The organism is Oerskovia sp. Root918, from assembly GCF_001428945.1.
Taxonomy (GTDB): domain Bacteria; phylum Actinomycetota; class Actinomycetes; order Actinomycetales; family Cellulomonadaceae; genus Oerskovia; species Oerskovia enterophila.
The window spans coordinates 972,984-989,766 of record NZ_LMJG01000001.1 but is presented as its reverse complement, the minus strand read 5'-3'; the positions used below and the strand labels follow the sequence as shown (position 1 = coordinate 989,766).

The following is a 16,783-nucleotide window of genomic DNA, read 5'->3' as shown; positions in this document are numbered from 1 at the left end:
GTGAGGAGCAACCATGAGCAAGCGCGGACGCAAGCGTCGCAGCCGTAAGGGCAGCGCAGCGAACCACGGCAAGCGCCCCAACGCCTGATCACGAGCCCGCCAGGGCCGCGATCACGCGCCTGAGGGCGAGTGCGACGAAAGGGCCTGTCCTCACTCCGGTGAGGACAGGCCCTTTCGTCGTTCTCGGTGCTTCTCGCCGCCACGCGGCGAACCGTCGGTAGCGGCCGGTCCGCCGTCGGGCGGTACATGCCCCGCCCGACGGCGTCACGCCCGCAGGCGCGCCGACGTCAGAAGGTCTCGATCACCGCGGTGGTCCGCAGGACCGTGAACTGCGCCTGGATGCGCAGCCGCAGCTCCGCAGGCGCCTGCTCGTGGCACGAGCGGCGCACGAGCTGCTTGACCAGCTCCTCCGCGCTCAGCTCCGCCAGGCACGGCGAGCAGTGCGCGACGTGCGCGCGCATGCGGACCTCGTCGTCGGAGGTCATCTCCGAGTCGAGGTACTCGTACAGGTGCTTGAGCGCGTGCTCGCACTCCGTCTCGCCCTCGGTCGAGTGAGGGATCGGCACGATGACGGGTTCCTCCGCCTCCGTGCTCACGTTCTGCTTGCTCACGACTCACCTCCGGGGGTCTTGGCCCCCACCAGTCCTCGGTCCTTTGCGTAGTCGCTCAGCAGATCACGCAGCTGGTGCCGACCACGGTGGAGCCGCGACATCACGGTCCCGATCGGCGTGCCCATGATCTCGGCGATCTCCTTGTACGGGAACCCTTCGACGTCCGCGTAGTACACGGCCATGCGACGGTCCTCCGGCAGCTCCTGGAGCGCCTTCTTCACGTCGGAGTCCGGGAGCCTGTCGAGCGCCTCGGCCTCGGCCGAGCGCAACCCCTGCGACGTGTGGGACGCCGCACGGTGGATCTGCCAGTCCTCGACGTCCTCTGCCGCGGACTGCAGCGGCTCGCGCTGCTTCTTGCGGTAGTTGTTGATGAACGTGTTCGTGAGGATCCGGTAGAGCCAGGCCTTGAGGTTCGTGTCAGGACGGTACTGGTGGAACGCCGCGAACGCCTTGGTGAAGGTCTCCTGGACCAGGTCCTCCGCGTCGGTCGGGTTGCGCGTCAGGCGCAGCGCGGCCGAGTAGAGCTGGTCGAGGTACACCAGGGCGTCCTGCTCGAAGCGCGCCGAACGCGCCGCGTCACTCTCCGTGGCCGGAGCCCGGTTGGTGTCCTCGGCGTCGTCGGCTCCCGCGAGGTCGCCTGCGCTGCTGCTGATCTGATCCGTCATCGACAACGAGCCTAGTCCCCCAGATGGTCGGGCGTCCGCCGAGAGCGCTGAAGGGGCGATCGCGCCGAACGGCACGACCTCCAGGCTCGGTGCAGCGGTGGCGCTCTTGTCGGCTTCCGCTTCCAGTACACATGTCACGCTCAGCACAACCGTCGGGCCTCTGCCGGCATTCCCACGGCGCCTCGGCGGGCCGCTCGTCGCGAACCTCCACCAGGCCTCTCGGCCCGGGCTCCTCCGGCCGGACGGACCCGCTCCCCCGCACACCACGCCGGGCACAGGCAAGGCTGCGCTCGGTGAGGACAGGCAACCATCGGGTGTGCTCCGTGCCGATCCTCGCTAGCGTGAGGCGCATGACGACCACGACTTCCGACTCCAGGTTCCGCACGCTCCTGCGCGAGCAGGTCGGCCACGAGCTCGACGCCCACCAGCAGTACATCGCCATCGCCGTGTGGTTCGACTCCCACGACCTGCCCCAGCTCGCGGCGCACTTCTACCGCCAGTCGGTCGAGGAGCGCAACCACGCCATGATGATCGTCCAGTACCACCTGGACCGTGACCTCGACATCACGATCCCCGGCACGGGCGCGGTCCGCAACGACTTCGACTCGGTCATCGAACCGCTCCAGCTCGCGCTCGACCAGGAGAAGCAGGTCACCGACCAGATCGAGGCCATCTTCCGCGCGGCCCGCGAGGAGGGCGACGCGCTCGGCGAGCAGTTCCTCCTGTGGTTCCTCAAGGAGCAGGTCGAGGAGGTGGCCTCGGCCACCACTCTCCTGACGGTCGCCCGACGCGCGGGCGAGAACCTGTTCGACCTCGAGAACTACGTCGCGCGCGAGACCATCGGGGATGCCGGCGAGTCCGCCGACGCCCCCGAGGCAGCGGGCGGCGCGATCTGACCTGACGCACCGAGGGCGGAGCCGGGCTCGTCCCGGCTCCGCCCTCGCCGTGCGCGGCCCTGGAGCGTCGTGCCCGACGGCGGCGCTCGCCCCGGGCGCTGACCGGCGCCTGGCCCTCGATCACCCCGCTCCCCCGGCGCGCGTCGCCGTGAGGTGGCACGCCCGGTGGCATGCTGAGCAGCGATGGGACAGGCTGGACGCACCGACGACGTCCCCGGCGTCCCGGACCCGGCCGCTGCCCGCGGCCCCCGCTCGACGAAGGAGATCCACCGATGCTGCTGCGTCACGTCGCGAGGCCCATGCTGGCCTCCTGGTTCATCTACGACGGCGTGCAGGCCGCCCTCAAGCCCGCCGAGCACGTGCGCGCCGCCCGCCGCGGCGTGAGCCTGGTCGGGCAGCAGCTCGGCGTCGAGGACCCGCTCAGCGAGAAGCAGGTCGCGGCCCTGGTCCGTGTGCACGGCGCCACGACCGCTGTCGCCGGACTCTTCCTCGCGTTCGGCAAGGCCCCCCGCACGGCCGCGCTCACGCTCGCGGCGCTCAGCGTGCCGCTCGCGGTCGTCAACCAGCCCTTCACCCCGAGCGACGTGCCCCGCGACGTGCGCACCCGGAAGTTCGTCGCGAACGTCGGTGCGATCGGCGCAGCGCTCATCGCCGGTGCCGACTACGAGGGCCGACCCGGCGTCCGCTGGCGCGTGGACCGCGCGCGCAAGGACCTCGCGCTGGCCAAGAACGTCAAGCACCAGGTCGACACCGCCAAGCACACGATCAGCTCCACGGCCGAGAAGGCCGCGCACACCGTGTCGGACAGCGCCGCGCATGCCTCGCGGAAGGCCCGCCGCGCCGCGAGCTCGGCGACCCGGTCCACCGTCGACACCGTCAAGGGCGCCGTCTCCTCCTGACGACGCCTGTGCGGTCGCTCGCAGCCGGACCCCTGGGCGACCCGCACGGGACCTGGACCGCTGCACCACGGCGAGCGGCGCCGTCGGGCCGGTGAGAGCGCGCAGCAGGTGACGGTGCGCTGGCGGTGCGCCGCGCCGTCGGGACCCCGCCGCGCACGGGACGGAAGCCCGCTCCTCGCACCCCGTGCAATAACCTGGGGCATGTGACCAGCGACCTTCCTGCCGCCCGCTCCGACGAGACCGCCCTCGACCCGGCCGCCTGGCCCGCGCCCAGCCGGACCGGCGCGACCGCCGGCTCCCCGCTCGACGCGACCGTCGCGGTCCCCGGCTCCAAGTCGCTCACCAACCGCCTCCTGGTCCTCGCGGCCCTCGCCGACGGGCCGGGCGTGCTGCGCGGCGCGCTGCGCAGCCGCGACACCGACCTCATGGCCGGCGCGCTGCGCGACCTGGGTGTGGGCATCACCGAGGGCGACGTCCCCAGCGAGCTGCACGTCACGCCCGGTGCACTGCGCGGCCCGGCACAGATCGACTGCGGGCTCGCGGGCACGGTCATGCGCTTCGTGCCTGCGGTCGCCGCCCTGGCCGACGGCACCGTGCGGTTCGACGGCGACGAGGGCGCCCGCGTGCGCCCCATGGGACCCGTCCTCGACGCGCTGCGCGACCTGGGCGTGCCCGTCGAGGGACAGGACACCCTGCCCTTCACCATCACGGGCCACGGCGCGGTGCGCGGCGGGACCGTCGACGTCGACGCGTCGGGGTCGAGCCAGTTCGTCTCGGGGCTCCTCCTGGCCGCGGCCCGGTTCGACCAGGGCATCACGCTGCGCCACGTCGGCCCCACGCTCCCGAGCGTGCCCCACATCGACATGACCGTGGAGGTCCTGCGCGAGGTCGGCGTGCAGGTCGACGACTCGCGCCCCCTGACCTGGACCGTGTCGCCCGGGCCCATCGCCGCGCGCGACGTCTACGTCGAGCCCGACCTCTCGAACGCGGGACCGTTCCTCGCCGCGGCCCTCGTGGTCGGCGGCACGGTGCGCGTGCCGGGCTGGCCCTCGGTCACTACCCAGCCGGGCGCCATGATGGCCGAGCTCCTCACCGCGATGGGCGGCCGGGCCGAGCTGGCGGGCGGCGTCATGTCCGTGACCGGGACCGGCGAGATCCGCGGGATCGACATCGACCTGCACGAGGCCGGCGAGCTCGCCCCGACCATCGCGGCGCTCGCCGCGCTGGCCGACTCCCCCAGCCGGCTGCGCGGCATCGCGCACCTGCGCGGGCACGAGACCGACCGTCTGGCAGCGCTCGCGACCGAGATCACGCGCCTCGGCGGGCAGGCCGAGCAGACGCACGACGGCCTCGTCATCACCCCGCGCCCGCTGCACGGCGCCACGTTCCGGACGTACCACGACCACCGCATGGCGACCTCGGGGGCACTGATCGGGCTGCGCGTGCCGGGCGTGCTCGTGGAGGACGTCGAGACGACCGCCAAGACCCTGCCCGGTTTCACGGCCATGTGGGACCGCATGCTGACGGCCGAGGGATCGGCGAGCTGATGGCTCGGCGCGTCCGCGACGAGTCCGACTTCCACGACCGGGCGAGCAACAAGAACTCGCGCCCGCGGACCAAGCAGCGCCCTCAGCACGAGGACGCCGAGACCGGGCTCGTCACGGGCGTCGACCGCGGGCGCTACACGCTCCTGCTCGACGAGAACACCCCCGAGGAACGCACCATCCTCGCGATGAAGGCCCGCGAGCTGACCCGCAACCGCGTGGTGTGCGGGGACCGCGTGGACATCGTCGGGGACACCACGGGCGAGGACGGCACGCTCGCGCGGATCGTGCGCATCCAGGAGCGCACCTCGACCCTGCGCCGCACGGCCGACGACACCGACCCGTACGAGCGCATCATCGTGGCGAACGCGGACCAGCTCGTGATCGTCACGGCCCTGGCCCAGCCCGAGCCCCGCACGCGCATGATCGACCGCTGCGTCGTGGCCGCGTACGACGCCGGCATGGACGTCCTGCTGTGCCTCACCAAGGCGGATCTCGCGGACGCGACGCCCCTGCGCGAGCTCTACGAGCCCATCGGGGTCAAGGTCGTCGTGACGCGCCGGGTGCACGACGACGCGACTGCCGACGCCTCCGACGGGGCAGGGCAGGGCGGGCACGGCGACGAGCCCGGGCACAACAGCTCGGACACGACCGAGGACGCGTGGCGCATCGAACCGCTCGAGGCCGTGCGGGCCGAGCTCGAGGGCCGCACGTCGGTGCTCGTGGGCCACTCGGGGGTCGGCAAGTCGACGCTCGTCAACGCGCTCGTCCCGGACGCGTATCGCGCCACGGGCGTCGTCAACGACGTGACGGGACGCGGTCGGCACACCTCGACGTCGGCGGTCGCGCTGCGCCTGCCCGACGCCGACGGCAACCCTGCCGGCTGGGTCATCGACACGCCCGGCGTGCGCTCGTTCGGGCTCGCGCACGTCGACGTCGAGAACCTCCTCAAGGCCTTCGACGACCTCGACGTGGTCGCCGAGGACTGCCCCCGCGGCTGCACGCACCTCGACGGCGCGCCCGACTGCGCGCTCGACGACTGGCTCGAGGCCTCGCCCGAGGACGAGAAGGCGGCGCGCACGACGCGTGTCGAGTCGTTCCGCCGCCTGCTGGCCGCGCGCACCGGTACGGTGTGAGCCATGCCGACCTACGACGACGACCTGCGCCTGGCTCACGTGATCGCCGACCAGGTCGACTCCCACACCATGTCCCGCTTCAAGGCCCTCGACCTGACCGTGGAGTCCAAGCCGGACAACACCCCGGTCAGCGACGCGGACCGCACGGCTGAGGAGATCATCCGCAGCCACCTCTCGCGGGCTCGGGGTCGCGACGCGATCGTCGGTGAGGAGTTCGGCGAGTCCGGGCACGGTGCGCGGCGCTGGATCGTCGACCCCATCGACGGGACCAAGAACTTCGTGCGCGGCGTCCCCGTGTGGGCCACGCTCATCGCGCTGGCCGACGGCGACGAGGTCGTCGTGGGGCTCGTGTCGGCCCCCGCGCTGGGCCGCCGCTGGTGGGCCGCCAAGGGCACGGGCGCATGGACGGGGCGTTCGCTCGCGGCCGCGAGCCGCCTGAACGTGTCCAAGGTCAGCAGGCTCGAGGACGCGTCGCTGTCCTACTCGTCGCTGTCCGGCTGGGAGGAGCGCGGCAGGCTCGACGCGTTCCTCGACCTGACGCGCGAGACCTGGCGCACGCGCGCCTACGGCGACTTCTGGTCCTACATGCTCGTCGCGGAGGGTGCCGTGGACGCGGCGGCCGAGCCCGAGCTCGAGCTCTACGACATGGCCGCCCTGGTCCCCATCGTGACCGAGGCGGGCGGGACCTTCACGTCGCTCGACGGCGCGCCCGGACCGTGGGGCGGCAACGCCGTGGCGACCAACGGGCTGCTGCACGACGAGATCCTGGGCCGGCTGTCCTGACGGGTCCGTCGTGAGCCGCTGACGGGTGCCGGTGCACCTTGCTGTACCGGCCGAGAACGAGGTTGTGGTCGTTGTCCGTGGGATAGCGACCACAACCTCGTTCTGGGCACGACTACTTCGCGCGCGGCACGCTCTTGAGCTCCGACCAGTCGTACCAGAGCAGGTCGCGCTCGCTCACGCGGTCGAGGGCCGCGTCGAGGTCCTCGTCACGGTCCTCGTCGGCCGCCGCGAAGACGTCGGCGATGTCGGTCGCGGCCTCGGGCTCGTCGACGTGGACGCACACGATCCGCACCTCCGGGATGGTCGCGGTCACCTCGACCGCGCTGGGCGCGACGTCCTCGGCGGTCTCGCCGCCGCGGGGCTCGGTCAGCGAGACCATCTCGTCGGGCACGTCGACGGTCACGACGAGGCGCTGACGCGGGGCGCCGACCCGGCCGGCGATGAGGGCGAGGGAGTCGTCGGCGGCCTCGAGGGCCGCGGCGAACTCCAGGCCCTCCTCGTCCTCGTCGGGCAGCTCGCGGGAGAGGGCGGACGTGACGGCGTGAGCGGCTCGCGGAGCGAGGGACCACACGGCCTCGTCGCCGGTCACGGTGACGGCGTCGAGCTCGTCGACGGTGGCGGGAACGTAGATGCGCATGGGATCAGTGTGCCGGTTCCGGGACGCGTTCGCGTGGTCCGCCCGGCGCGGGAGCCACCGGCACTGCTCCGAGCTCGGTCCGTACCCGCTGCGCCAGGGCCGCGATCGCACGCCGCACCGGCGCCTCGGGGGCGGACTCGGCGAGTGTCCGCCCCGCGAGGAGCACCGCGTCGAGCGAGGACCGGTCGTCGGGCAGCGCGTGCAGGTCGACGACTCCCCCGTACCTGCCGAGGGCGTCCCGGACGGCCGCCTCGGGGCGTGGCCCGGCGGCCGAGGCGCGGACCCTGTTCGCGACGACGATCTTCAGCGCACCGGCCGCCGCACCCGACTCGGCGAGATCGGTGAGCCCCCGCACGAGCCGCTGGATCCCGACGGCGTCCGACCCGCCCACGACGAGCACGGCATCCGCCGCGGCGAGCGCGCTGAGCGTCGCGCCGTTGCGCTGGGGAGCCCGGGTGTCGTAGGTGAGGAGCTCGTCCTGCTCGATCCCGAACCCGCAGTCGATCACGGTCCAGTCCGCGAGCGCCCGACCGTGCTCCCAGACGACGTCGAGCGACGAGCCCGGGAGCTCGGGCCAGCGCGCGGCGCGGGCGATCCCGGTGAGCACGCGCAGGTGCGGGACGACCTCGGGGGCGAGGCGGGCAAGACCGGCCAGATCGAGCGTGCCGTTCCCCGCACTGCGGGCCGCGGCGGCGATCCCGGACGACTCGTCGAGCAGCCCGAGGTGCTGGGCCACGGATCCGGCGTAGGTGTCCGCGTCGACCAGGAGCACGTCGTCGGGACCGGATCCCGTGCCCGACGGCGGCCCCTCCTTCCGACGTCCTCGTCGCCGGGTCCCGCGTTCGGGTCCCAGTCCCGCCAGCTCTGCCGCGAGGTGCACCGCGACCGTGGTGCGCCCGGGGGCGCCCGTGGGACCCCAGACGGCGAGCACCCGTCCGCGTCGAGACTCGACCGGCACCGGTGGTTCGTCGCCCGGCCGACCGGGGCCTCGCCCTGGCGGGGGCGCTCCTGGCGCGTCGGCACGTCCTGCGCCGCCGCGCCCCCGCGCCTCGTCGCGCACCGTCTCGACGAGCACCGAAGCGGGGGTTTCCTCGTCGAGGACCACGTCGATCCCGATCGCCCGCAACCGGTCGGCGAGCCAGCTCTGCCCGTCGGTGAGGGCCACGACCCGCACCCCGTGCTCGTGCAGATGGGCCACGGCCTCCCGGTCGATGCCTGGCAGGTCGGCCGAGATCACCGCTGCGGTCCCCGCGCCCGCGCCCGCTGCGGCCAGGAGCTCGGTGAGGTCCGCGCAACGGCGCGCGACCGAGACCCCCGAACCTGGGCGGGTCAGGGCGGTCACGACGATCGTCTCGGTGTCGCCGCGCACGGCGCACAGGACGGAGGCCAGGGGCCCGGTCGGTCCGAGGGTCATGACGCTCCCCCGGCGACGGGCACGACGGCGATCTCGCCCTCGGCCGCGAGAGCCCCCAGGACCTCGGGCAACGAGTCGGTCGGGACGAGCACGTGGAGCGTCGTCGCGCCGCCGGTGACGAGGGTGCTCGACGCCTCCGCGACCTGTGCGACGACGACCTGGCCCACGAGCTCGTGCGGCGGCTCCGGCGCCGGGACGACGTCGTTGCCGGCGCCGCCCGCTCCCGTGGTGGTGTCCGGGTCCGGGACGAACCAGATGTCCACGAGGGCGCCGTCCGTGACCCGGTCCGACAACCCTCCGGTGACCGAGATCGCCACGGGACGGACTGCGAGCTCGGCCGCGTCACCGACGGCGCTGCGCGGGACGAGCTCTCCGTCCCCGACGACGCGCAGCGCCACGAGATCCTGGGGCACGGCCTCGCCCGCGACGAAGTAGTCGTCCTCCTGCGCCCCGAGGCGGACCTCGACGGTCCGGAGAGCTCTCACGTCGAGCGTCTCGCCGGGCGTGAGCGGCCCTGCCGCGGCGTAGACCGCGACCGTCCGTCCTGCGGTGGACACGGCCCACGACCCGAGCGCCACGGACCCGGCCACGAGGACGATCCCGAGCACGAGTCGCGGGTCGCGCCAGGTCGGCCTGCGCACGCGTGCCACCGTCGGGGTGGGCAGGCGGTCGATCGTGCTCGTCATGAGGATCCGTTTCGTCGGGTCGGTCCCAGGGTGGGCGGGGTCGGGCAAGGTCGGACGGTGCGGGTCGGCGCGTGCCACGACCCGGACCTCGAGCGGAGCCTGACGGCGTGCTCGTGCACATCATGGCCGCTGGGGCGTCGAGGTGGGAGGTGACCTCGGGGTGGCTGTGGACAACTCCGTCCATCTGGTGCCTCGTGGAAGAATGTCGCCATGGCACCGCGTTTCCTCACCCTCGCCGACGTGACGGAGGAGCTCAACATCTCCGCAGCACAGGCGTACGCCCTGGTCCGCAGCGGCGACCTGCCGGCGATCCAGGTCGGCGGGCGCGGGCAGTGGCGAGTCGAGGCCACCGAGCTCGAGGGATACATCCAGCGCCTGTACCAGCAGACGCGCACGCGCATCGACGCCGGCGACTTCGAGGGCTGAGACGGTCGACCTCGTCGAGATCGTCCCTCGACGAAGCCTGTCGTCCCGCGGCGCGTCTCCTCCGACCCGCGTCGCCGCCGGTCCCCTCTCCCCCTGCTCCCCTGCATCCCCCTGCGCCGTCCCCTAGGTCTCGCTCACGCACACCAGCGCGGAGAACGGCACGAGCCGACCCGTGCGCGCCGCTCTGCCCGGCTGCTCGTGGCTCAGCTCCTCGACGTCCAGGTGGTCCCTGCCGACCCGTGCGATCCGGCCGTCCACCTGCCCCGACCGGGTCCGGACGCGGACCGGCGCGCGGTCGCGCATGAGTGCACGCAGCGCAGCGCCGAGCGACCTGCCCGCCTCAGTGCGAGACGTCGGCGCCACGGCGTGACGGGTCAGGCCGTGGATCGACGCGATCGCCGTCAGCGGCACGACGTGCTGGCGTGACCTCTCGGCCAGGAGGACCCATTCGGGGGCCACGTCGCGCACCTCTGCTGCGAGGCGGTGACCGTCGACCAGGTGAAGGTCGAGCAAGGCGCCCACGGCCGCGCGCAGCCGGTCCGTCAGCAGGATCGTCCCCTGCTCCGCGCGGGTGAGCTCGGCGATGGTCTGCACCTCGTCAACGGCCTCGGCAGCGTCGAGCTGCGCCGCGAGATCGGCGAACAAGAGGTCCCAGCGCACGCGCACACGCTAGCGCCTCCCCGGGGGGTTTCGTCCAGACCTGTCCGCGGTGCGAACTTCCTCTGGACAGGGCAAGCGGGATCGAGTTTGATGTAACGAGATCAAACGCGATCAAACGCGATCAAACGCGATGATCGTCGTGCATGCACGGAAGTCACCGTCTTCAGGGGGAAGCAATGGCGCAACAGGTTCAGCACGGGCGGGACGACGAGCACGGTCGACGCGCACCACGGCTCGCAGCGCTCGTCGTCGTCTCGATGGCGACCGGGCTCGCTGCAGCCCTGCTCGCCGCACGGGGAGGCCGCATCGCCCAGTCGTTGCCGACGCCACGCGTCGAGGTGCACCTCGAGATCCTCGTGCTCGCCGTCGGCGCGGTGCTCGCCGCGTGGGTCGCCCTGACCTCGGCCCTGGCCCTCGTCTGCGTGGTCGCCCAGGCCCTCGGGCGACGATGGGACACAGGTGAGCGTCTCGTGCTGCGCCATGCACCTGCCGCCGTCCGTCGACTGGCCAGCATCGGCGTCTCGCTCTCGGTGGGAGCCGGGCTGGCCCTGGGGGGCGGCGCCGCGCAGGCAGCCGAGCTGCCGCCCGTACCGGAGGGCAGCACGAACGGATCCCTCGTCGTCGACCTGGGCTGGCAGCCCACCCCGCAGACCGACAGCTCGGTCGACGATGCGGGACACATGCCCGCCGTAGGCCCGTCCGCGAGCGATCCCCTGGCCGTGCCGGCACCTTCGTCCGGTCCCGCCCCCACCGGGGCCGCCCCCCGGTCACCCTCACCGACGTCCGGACCGTCCGCCGAGCCGACTCCCCACGCCGCAGCGCAGCCGCCTGCATCGACCACCCCGGTCCCGACGGTCAGGGAAGCACCGCCGGCCGACTCGCCCGAGGAGCCGGAACACAGCACGCCACGTCCCGCGCACGTCCCTCTCGGCACGCTGCTCGGTTCACCAGCGCGGGCCGCGACCCCTTCGCCGGCCACGGCGTCGGATCCCGCCGCGCCCGCACCTTCGGTCGTGGAGATCGTGGTGCTCCGCGGCGACACCCTGTGGTCGCTCGCAGAGCGACGCCTGGGCAGCGAGGCCTCGGACGCCCAGGTGGCCGCCGAGTGTCGGCGGTGGTTCGACGCCAACCAGGACGTCATCGGTGACGACCCCGACCTCATCAAGCCTGGCCAGATCCTCAGCGCACCCCCGTCCCCCTGATCTCACCCCGGGGCGACCGCCTCGGCAGACCTCCCGAACCGGCCACCAGGTCGGTTCAGCATCTCGTCACCGGCGCCCGCACGAGCGGCCCGGTCCCCTGCCGCACCCCGAAGGAGCACCATGTCGATCTCCACGGAGCACCCAGCCGTCCGTTCCGGCGCTGCCCCGCGTCACGAGTCCGTCGCGACCCTGCCGCGGGCCGCCCGCCGATCGGTACGCGTCCTGACGTTCGGCGGCCCACCCCAGTTCCCGCACTCCGAGGACCTGGCGGAGAGCGGGCGGCCCGTGGTCACCGCGACGGAGACAGTCCTACCGGACCCGACCTCGCTCTGCTGCTCGGTCGTGCGCGCCGCGGTCGAGGTCCTGCGAGGCGAGCGGCCTGTCGCACAGCTCCAGCGCTGGCTCGCCCCCGACGTGTTCGACGCGATCGGTCGCCGCGCCCAGCTCGCGCACGACGCGCCGGACCGCGTCGCTGCCTCCCGCCCCGTGGCGATCCGTCGGGCCCGGCTGCTGCGACTCGGCGACGCGGCCGCCGAGGCCACGATCGTCCTGGAGGACATGGAAAGAGTACGAGCGGCGGCCGTCCGACTCGAGGCCCGGCGCGGCGTGTGGCGCGTCGTGGTCCTCGAGATCGGCTGACCGCCGCTCGCAGTGCTCCTCGGGCGAGGACTACTCCTCTTCGTTCAACCCGTGGCAGAGCTTGTACTTCTTGCCCGAGCCACAGGGGCACTTGGCGTTGCGGGGCGTACCGGGGAACGTGCGCCCGTCACCCTCGACCGCGGTCGCCTCGCCGTGCAGGGCGCGGCGAGCGCGGCGCGAGCCGTCGCCCGAGACCACGGTCTGGCCCGAGCCGTCGTCCGACGGCGCCGAGTACTGCAGCGGGATCTGCTCGCCCGGGCCGTCGAGGCCCTTCGCGATGAGCGTGGGCTCGGCCTGCGGCGCAGGAGCCTCGGCGGCCGCAGGAGCGCCCTCGACGGGCGCGTCCACGACCTCGTCGGCGACCGGCTCGTCCTGCACGGCCTGGGCCTCAGCGGCGGCCTTCGCGGCGGCGGCCGCCGCCACGGCAGCACCTGCGGCCGCAGCCCCGGCCGTCCCGCCGAACGCCTGACCCGCGGCCGACTGCGCGGCCGCAGCGGCAGACAACGGGTTGACCGCGGGTGTGGTGGGCTCGGCGACCTTGACCTCGAGGTTGAACAGGAAGCCGACCGACTCCTCCTTGATGGCCTCGGTCATGGCCTGGAAGAGCTGGAAGCCCTCGCGCTGGTACTCGACGAGCGGGTCGCGCTGCGCCATGGCGCGCAGGCCGATGCCCTCCTTGAGGTAGTCCATCTCGTAGAGGTGCTCACGCCACTTGCGGTCCAGCACCGAGAGCACCACGCGGCGCTCGAGCTGACGCATGTTGGAGCTCCCGAGCGACGCCTCACGGTCCTGGTAGGCCACGCGTGCGTCGGACAGGATCTCCTCGAGGATCAGCTCACGCGTCAGGCGCGTGGCTCCCCCGGCCTGCTCGACGACCTCGTCCACCTCGATCGAGACCGGGTAGACCGCGCGCAGCGCCGTCCACAGGCCCTCGAGGTCCCAGTGCTCCGGGTTCCCCTCGGACGTGGCGCCGTCGACGTACGCCGTGACGACGTCGGTGATGAAGTGCTGGATCTGCTCCTGCATGTCCTCGCCCTCGAGGACGCGGCGACGCTCGTCGTAGATGACGGTGCGCTGACGCGAGAGGACGTCGTCGTACTTGAGGACGTTCTTGCGGATCTCGAAGTTGCGCGCCTCGACCTGGCCCTGCGCGCTCGCGATGCCGCGCGTGACGATCTTGGACTCGAGCGGCACGTCGTCCGGGAAGCCCGCACGGTTCATCATGGACTCGGCGAGGCTCGAGTTGAACAGACGCATCAGGTCGTCCTGCATCGACAGGTAGAACCGGGACTCGCCCGGGTCACCCTGACGGCCGGAACGACCACGCAGCTGGTTGTCGATACGGCGCGACTCGTGACGCTCGGTGCCGAGCACGTACAGCCCGCCGAGCTCCTTGACCTCGTCGTGCTCCGCGGCCACCGCGGCCTTGGCACGCTCGACGGCCTCGGGCCAGGCGGCCTCGTACTCGTCCGGGTTCTCCGTGGCGTCGAGCCCACGGGCCGCGAGGTCAGCGACGGCCATGAACTCGGCGTTGCCGCCGAGCATGATGTCCGTCCCACGACCGGCCATGTTGGTCGCGACCGTGACCGAGCCCTTGCGGCCGGCCTGCGCGACGATCGCGGCCTCACGCTCGTGCTGCTTGGCGTTGAGGACCTCGTGCGGGACGCCCTGCTTCTTGAGCTTGGACGACAGCAGCTCGGACTTCTCGACGCTCGTGGTGCCCACCAGGACCGGCTGCCCCTCGGCGTGGCGCTCGACGATGTCCGCGACGACCGCGTCGAACTTGCCCTCCTCGTTCTTGTAGACGAGGTCCGGCTGGTCCACGCGCTGCATCTTGCGGTTCGTGGGGATGGGGACGACACCCAGCTTGTACGTGCCCTGGAACTCGGCGGCCTCGGTGTCGGCCGTACCGGTCATTCCCGAGATCTTGTCGTACAGGCGGAAGTAGTTCTGGAGCGTGATCGTGGCGAGCGTCTGGTTCTCCGCCTTGATCTGCACGCCCTCCTTGGCCTCGATCGCCTGGTGCATGCCCTCGTTGTAGCGGCGGCCCGCGAGGATACGACCGGTGTGCTCGTCGACGATCATGACCTCGCCGTTGAGGACGACGTAGTCCTTGTCGCGCTTGAAGAGCTCCTTGGCCTTGATCGCGTTGTTGAGGAACCCGATGAGCGGCGTGTTGAGCGACTCGTACAGGTTGTCGATGCCGAGGTAGTCCTCGACCTTCGCGATACCGGGCTCGAGCACACCGATGGTGCGCTTCTTCTCGTCGACCTCGTAGTCGGTCTCCGGGTTCAGGCGGCGGACCACCTTGGAGAACTCGCCGTACCAGCGGTTCGCGTCGCCCGACGCAGGACCCGAGATGATGAGCGGCGTGCGCGCCTCGTCGATGAGGATCGAGTCGACCTCGTCGACGATCGCGTAGTTGTGGCCGCGCTGCACCAGGTCGTCGGTGCTCCACGCCATGTTGTCGCGCAGGTAGTCGAAGCCGAACTCGTTGTTCGTCCCGTACGTGATGTCCGCGGCGTACTGCTCGCGGCGGACCGCCGGGGTCTGCCCCGAGATGATGCAGCCGGTCGTGAGGCCGAGGGCGCGGAACACGCGGCCCATCAGGTCGCTCTGGTACTTGGCGAGGTAGTCGTTGACCGTGACGACGTGGACGCCCTTGCCGGACAGCGCGTTGAGGTACGCCGGGAACGTCCCGACGAGGGTCTTGCCCTCACCGGTCTTCATCTCCGCGATGTTGCCCATGTGCAGGGCGGCGCCACCCATGAGCTGCACGTCGTAGGCGCGCTGACCCAGGGTGCGGCGAGCCGCCTCGCGGACGGCGGCGAAGGCCTCGGGGAGCAGTTCGTCGAGCGTCGCCCCGTTCGCGATCCGCTCCTTGAAGCGGTCCGTCTCCTCGCGCAGCTCCTCGTCACTGAGGTCCTCGAAGCTGGGCTCCAGCTTGTTGACCTGCTCAGCCAGGCCGGACAACTTCTTCAGGATCCGGCCCTCGCCGAAGCGCAGGACCTTCTCGAGGATCGCAGGCACGCAGTACTCCCGTATCGATCGCGCCCCCGGGCCGGACGGTCCGGGGCGAATGCGAGGCGACCACCGTTCGGCAGTCGGCTGGATCACACCACAGACCATCGTAGGCGAGTCCCGAGCGTGGTAGGGCTTCTGTCCGGCGATGGGGGTTTCGCTCTGCGGCGAAACCCCCCATCGCCGGCCGCCCGGGACGCCTACCCCGCGGCGCCCTGGACCGGGACCTGGGCGAGCTCAGCGGCGAGCGCGGGAGCGAGGTCCCCCGCTGGCCCGACGGCGACGCTCGCCATCCCCAGCCAGCCCGCCATGAGGCGCAGCTCGGCCGCGAGCGCCGGGGCGGTCTCCGTGTCCGCGTACTCCTCGCGGTGGGCCGCGAGGACCCGCAGGACGCCCGCACGGCGGTCCGCCTTGAGGTCCACCTTGGCCGTGATGCGGTCCCCCTGGAGGAACGGCAGGACGTAGTAGCCGTGGACCCGCTTGGCCGCGGGCACGTAGATCTCGATGCGGTAGCGAGTGCCGAACAGCTGCTCGAGCCGCGTGCGCTCGAACACGAGCGGGTCGAACGGGCTGAGCAGCGCGCGCCCCTGGGCCCGGCGCGGGAGCACGGCGTCACGGTGGAGATACGTGGTCTCGTCCCAACCCCGCACCTCGACGGGCCGGAGCACGCCGTCCTCGACGAGCTCGTCGAGCGCACGACGTGGGGCCGGCCCCTTGAGCCGGAAGTAGTCGCGGAAGCAGCGCAGCGTCCCGACCCCGTGCGCCCTGGCCCCGATCTCCAGGAGCCGGCGGACCGCGTCCTGGTCGCTCACGGGTGGGGCCGCGACGACCGCGGGGGGAAGGACGCGTTCGGTCAGGTCGTAGCACCGCTCGAACGCCGCGTTGCGGCGCGCGGCCGTGATCTCACCCGTGAAGAAGAGGAACTCGAGGGCCCGCTTGGCGAGCGACCAGTTCCAGCCCCACTCTGTCGTGGTGCGCGCCTCGCCCATGCCCTGCGCCTCGAGCAGCTCGTGGACCTCGCCGGCCGTGATCGGTCCACGCTCCGCGACGATCCCCCGGACGTGCTCGACCACCGCGGAGTGCGACAGCTCGACCCCGCTGATGGCCCCCCACGCCTCGGTCCGGTAGGCACGCTGGCGCCACTCGAGGAGCCGGTAGGTCTCGGGCGGTACGTACGAGGCCACGTGCCCCCAGTACTCCACGAGCCGGCGCGGCGCCCGGCCCGCCGCGCGGTCGAGCAGGGTCACGTCGTAGGGACCGAGCCGTGAGTAGAGCGGGACCAGGTGCGCCCGGGCCAGGACGTTGACCGAGTCGATCTGGAGCAGCCCCAGGCGGTCCACGGTGCGCTGGACGTGCCGCAGCGTGACCTGCCGGGGCGCCGCGCCGTCGTCGGGCCGGGGGGCGTGCAGACCCTGCGCGGCGAGCGCGACGCGGCGAGCCTGGGCGAGCGACATGGTCTCGGTCTTCACCCGACCCATCCTGCCCGTCCCCCCTGACACGCGCCGCGTCACACCGCACGGGCCACGCGGTGCAGGGCGCACGCCGACGGGGTGGCGCCGCCTGG

At 72.4% G+C, this 16,783-nt stretch carries 17 protein-coding genes; 9 read left to right on the top strand and 8 right to left on the bottom strand.

The window, feature by feature from the left end:
- The first annotated feature begins 13 nt into the window (after positions 1-13).
- Positions 14-88 (top strand): 50S ribosomal protein bL37, encoded by a 75-nt coding sequence (locus ASE27_RS21155; protein ID WP_156968370.1) that lies wholly within the window; start codon positions 14-16, stop codon positions 86-88.
- 199 nt (positions 89-287) lie between these two features.
- Here ASE27_RS21155 and rsrA read toward each other — a convergent pair whose 3' ends face one another.
- Both rsrA and ASE27_RS04200 read right to left on the bottom strand, forming a co-directional pair.
- Positions 288-611 (bottom strand): mycothiol system anti-sigma-R factor, encoded by a 324-nt coding sequence (gene rsrA / locus ASE27_RS04205; RefSeq protein WP_082608480.1) that lies wholly within the window; start codon positions 609-611, stop codon positions 288-290.
- Positions 608-1,414 (bottom strand): sigma-70 family RNA polymerase sigma factor, encoded by an 807-nt coding sequence (locus tag ASE27_RS04200; RefSeq protein WP_056646784.1) that lies wholly within the window; start codon positions 1,412-1,414, stop codon positions 608-610. Before ASE27_RS04200 ends, rsrA begins: the two co-directional genes overlap by 4 nt.
- Positions 1,415-1,626: 212 nt before the next feature.
- On the opposite strand from ASE27_RS04200, the gene ASE27_RS04195 reads away from it, so the two are divergent.
- The 5 genes from ASE27_RS04195 (at position 1,627) to hisN (ending at position 6,534) form a co-directional block, all read left to right on the top strand.
- Positions 1,627-2,172: a ferritin gene (locus tag ASE27_RS04195; RefSeq protein ID WP_056646120.1), complete on the top strand. Its 546-nt coding sequence runs from the start codon at positions 1,627-1,629 to the stop codon at positions 2,170-2,172.
- A 272-nt stretch (positions 2,173-2,444) separates the two neighbouring features.
- Positions 2,445-3,071: a DoxX family membrane protein gene (locus ASE27_RS04190; RefSeq protein ID WP_056646116.1), complete on the top strand. Its 627-nt coding sequence runs from the start codon at positions 2,445-2,447 to the stop codon at positions 3,069-3,071.
- Positions 3,072-3,274: 203 nt separating this feature from the next.
- Positions 3,275-4,618, top strand: a complete 1,344-nt coding sequence (gene aroA, locus ASE27_RS04185) for a 3-phosphoshikimate 1-carboxyvinyltransferase (RefSeq protein WP_056646113.1) — start codon at positions 3,275-3,277, stop codon at positions 4,616-4,618.
- Entirely contained in the window at positions 4,618-5,751 is a 1,134-nt protein-coding gene (locus tag ASE27_RS04180; RefSeq protein WP_056646781.1) for a ribosome small subunit-dependent GTPase A, read from the top strand. The genes aroA and ASE27_RS04180 overlap by 1 nt, the downstream gene beginning before the upstream one ends.
- 3 nt (positions 5,752-5,754) lie before the next feature.
- Positions 5,755-6,534: a histidinol-phosphatase gene (gene hisN / locus ASE27_RS04175; RefSeq protein ID WP_056646111.1), complete on the top strand. Its 780-nt coding sequence runs from the start codon at positions 5,755-5,757 to the stop codon at positions 6,532-6,534.
- Positions 6,535-6,646: 112 nt separating this feature from the next.
- Here hisN and ASE27_RS04170 read toward each other — a convergent pair whose 3' ends face one another.
- Genes ASE27_RS04170 through ASE27_RS04160 form a run of 3 tightly spaced genes read right to left on the bottom strand, consistent with a single transcriptional unit; the run spans position 6,647 to position 9,271 of the window.
- Positions 6,647-7,171: a hypothetical protein gene (locus ASE27_RS04170; protein ID WP_056646107.1), complete on the bottom strand. Its 525-nt coding sequence runs from the start codon at positions 7,169-7,171 to the stop codon at positions 6,647-6,649.
- A gap of 4 nt (positions 7,172-7,175) precedes the next feature.
- On the bottom strand, positions 7,176-8,585 hold the full coding sequence (locus ASE27_RS04165) for a hypothetical protein (RefSeq protein ID WP_056646104.1): 1,410 nt from the start codon (positions 8,583-8,585) through the stop codon (positions 7,176-7,178).
- Complete coding sequence (locus ASE27_RS04160; protein WP_056646778.1) at positions 8,582-9,271, bottom strand: hypothetical protein; 690 nt, start codon at positions 9,269-9,271, stop codon at positions 8,582-8,584. The genes ASE27_RS04165 and ASE27_RS04160 overlap by 4 nt, the downstream gene beginning before the upstream one ends.
- 210 nt (positions 9,272-9,481) lie before the next feature.
- Here ASE27_RS04160 and ASE27_RS04155 point away from each other — a divergent pair, with 210 nt between their 5' ends.
- A complete protein-coding gene (locus tag ASE27_RS04155; protein ID WP_056646101.1) occupies positions 9,482-9,697 on the top strand; it encodes a helix-turn-helix domain-containing protein in 216 nt (71 codons plus the stop codon).
- Positions 9,698-9,820: 123 nt separating this feature from the next.
- On the opposite strand, the gene ASE27_RS04150 is transcribed toward ASE27_RS04155, so the two are convergent.
- Positions 9,821-10,357, bottom strand: coding sequence for a hypothetical protein (locus tag ASE27_RS04150; RefSeq protein ID WP_235535345.1), 537 nt, complete (start codon positions 10,355-10,357; stop codon positions 9,821-9,823).
- 176 nt (positions 10,358-10,533) lie between these two features.
- Here ASE27_RS04150 and ASE27_RS04145 point away from each other — a divergent pair, with 176 nt between their 5' ends.
- Together ASE27_RS04145 and ASE27_RS04140 are read left to right on the top strand one after the other, a co-directional pair.
- Positions 10,534-11,559 (top strand): LysM peptidoglycan-binding domain-containing protein, encoded by a 1,026-nt coding sequence (locus tag ASE27_RS04145; RefSeq protein ID WP_056646095.1) that lies wholly within the window; start codon positions 10,534-10,536, stop codon positions 11,557-11,559.
- Between the two features lie 120 nt (positions 11,560-11,679).
- Positions 11,680-12,198, top strand: coding sequence for an Rv3235 family protein (locus ASE27_RS04140; RefSeq protein ID WP_235535344.1), 519 nt, complete (start codon positions 11,680-11,682; stop codon positions 12,196-12,198).
- A 30-nt stretch (positions 12,199-12,228) separates the two neighbouring features.
- Here the strand turns inward: ASE27_RS04140 and secA are convergent, their stop codons facing one another.
- On the bottom strand, positions 12,229-15,228 hold the full coding sequence (secA, locus tag ASE27_RS04135) for a preprotein translocase subunit SecA (protein ID WP_056646093.1): 3,000 nt from the start codon (positions 15,226-15,228) through the stop codon (positions 12,229-12,231).
- A gap of 191 nt (positions 15,229-15,419) precedes the next feature.
- Positions 15,420-16,697: a winged helix-turn-helix domain-containing protein gene (locus ASE27_RS04130; protein WP_056646090.1), complete on the bottom strand. Its 1,278-nt coding sequence runs from the start codon at positions 16,695-16,697 to the stop codon at positions 15,420-15,422.
- Positions 16,698-16,783 lie beyond the last annotated feature (86 nt).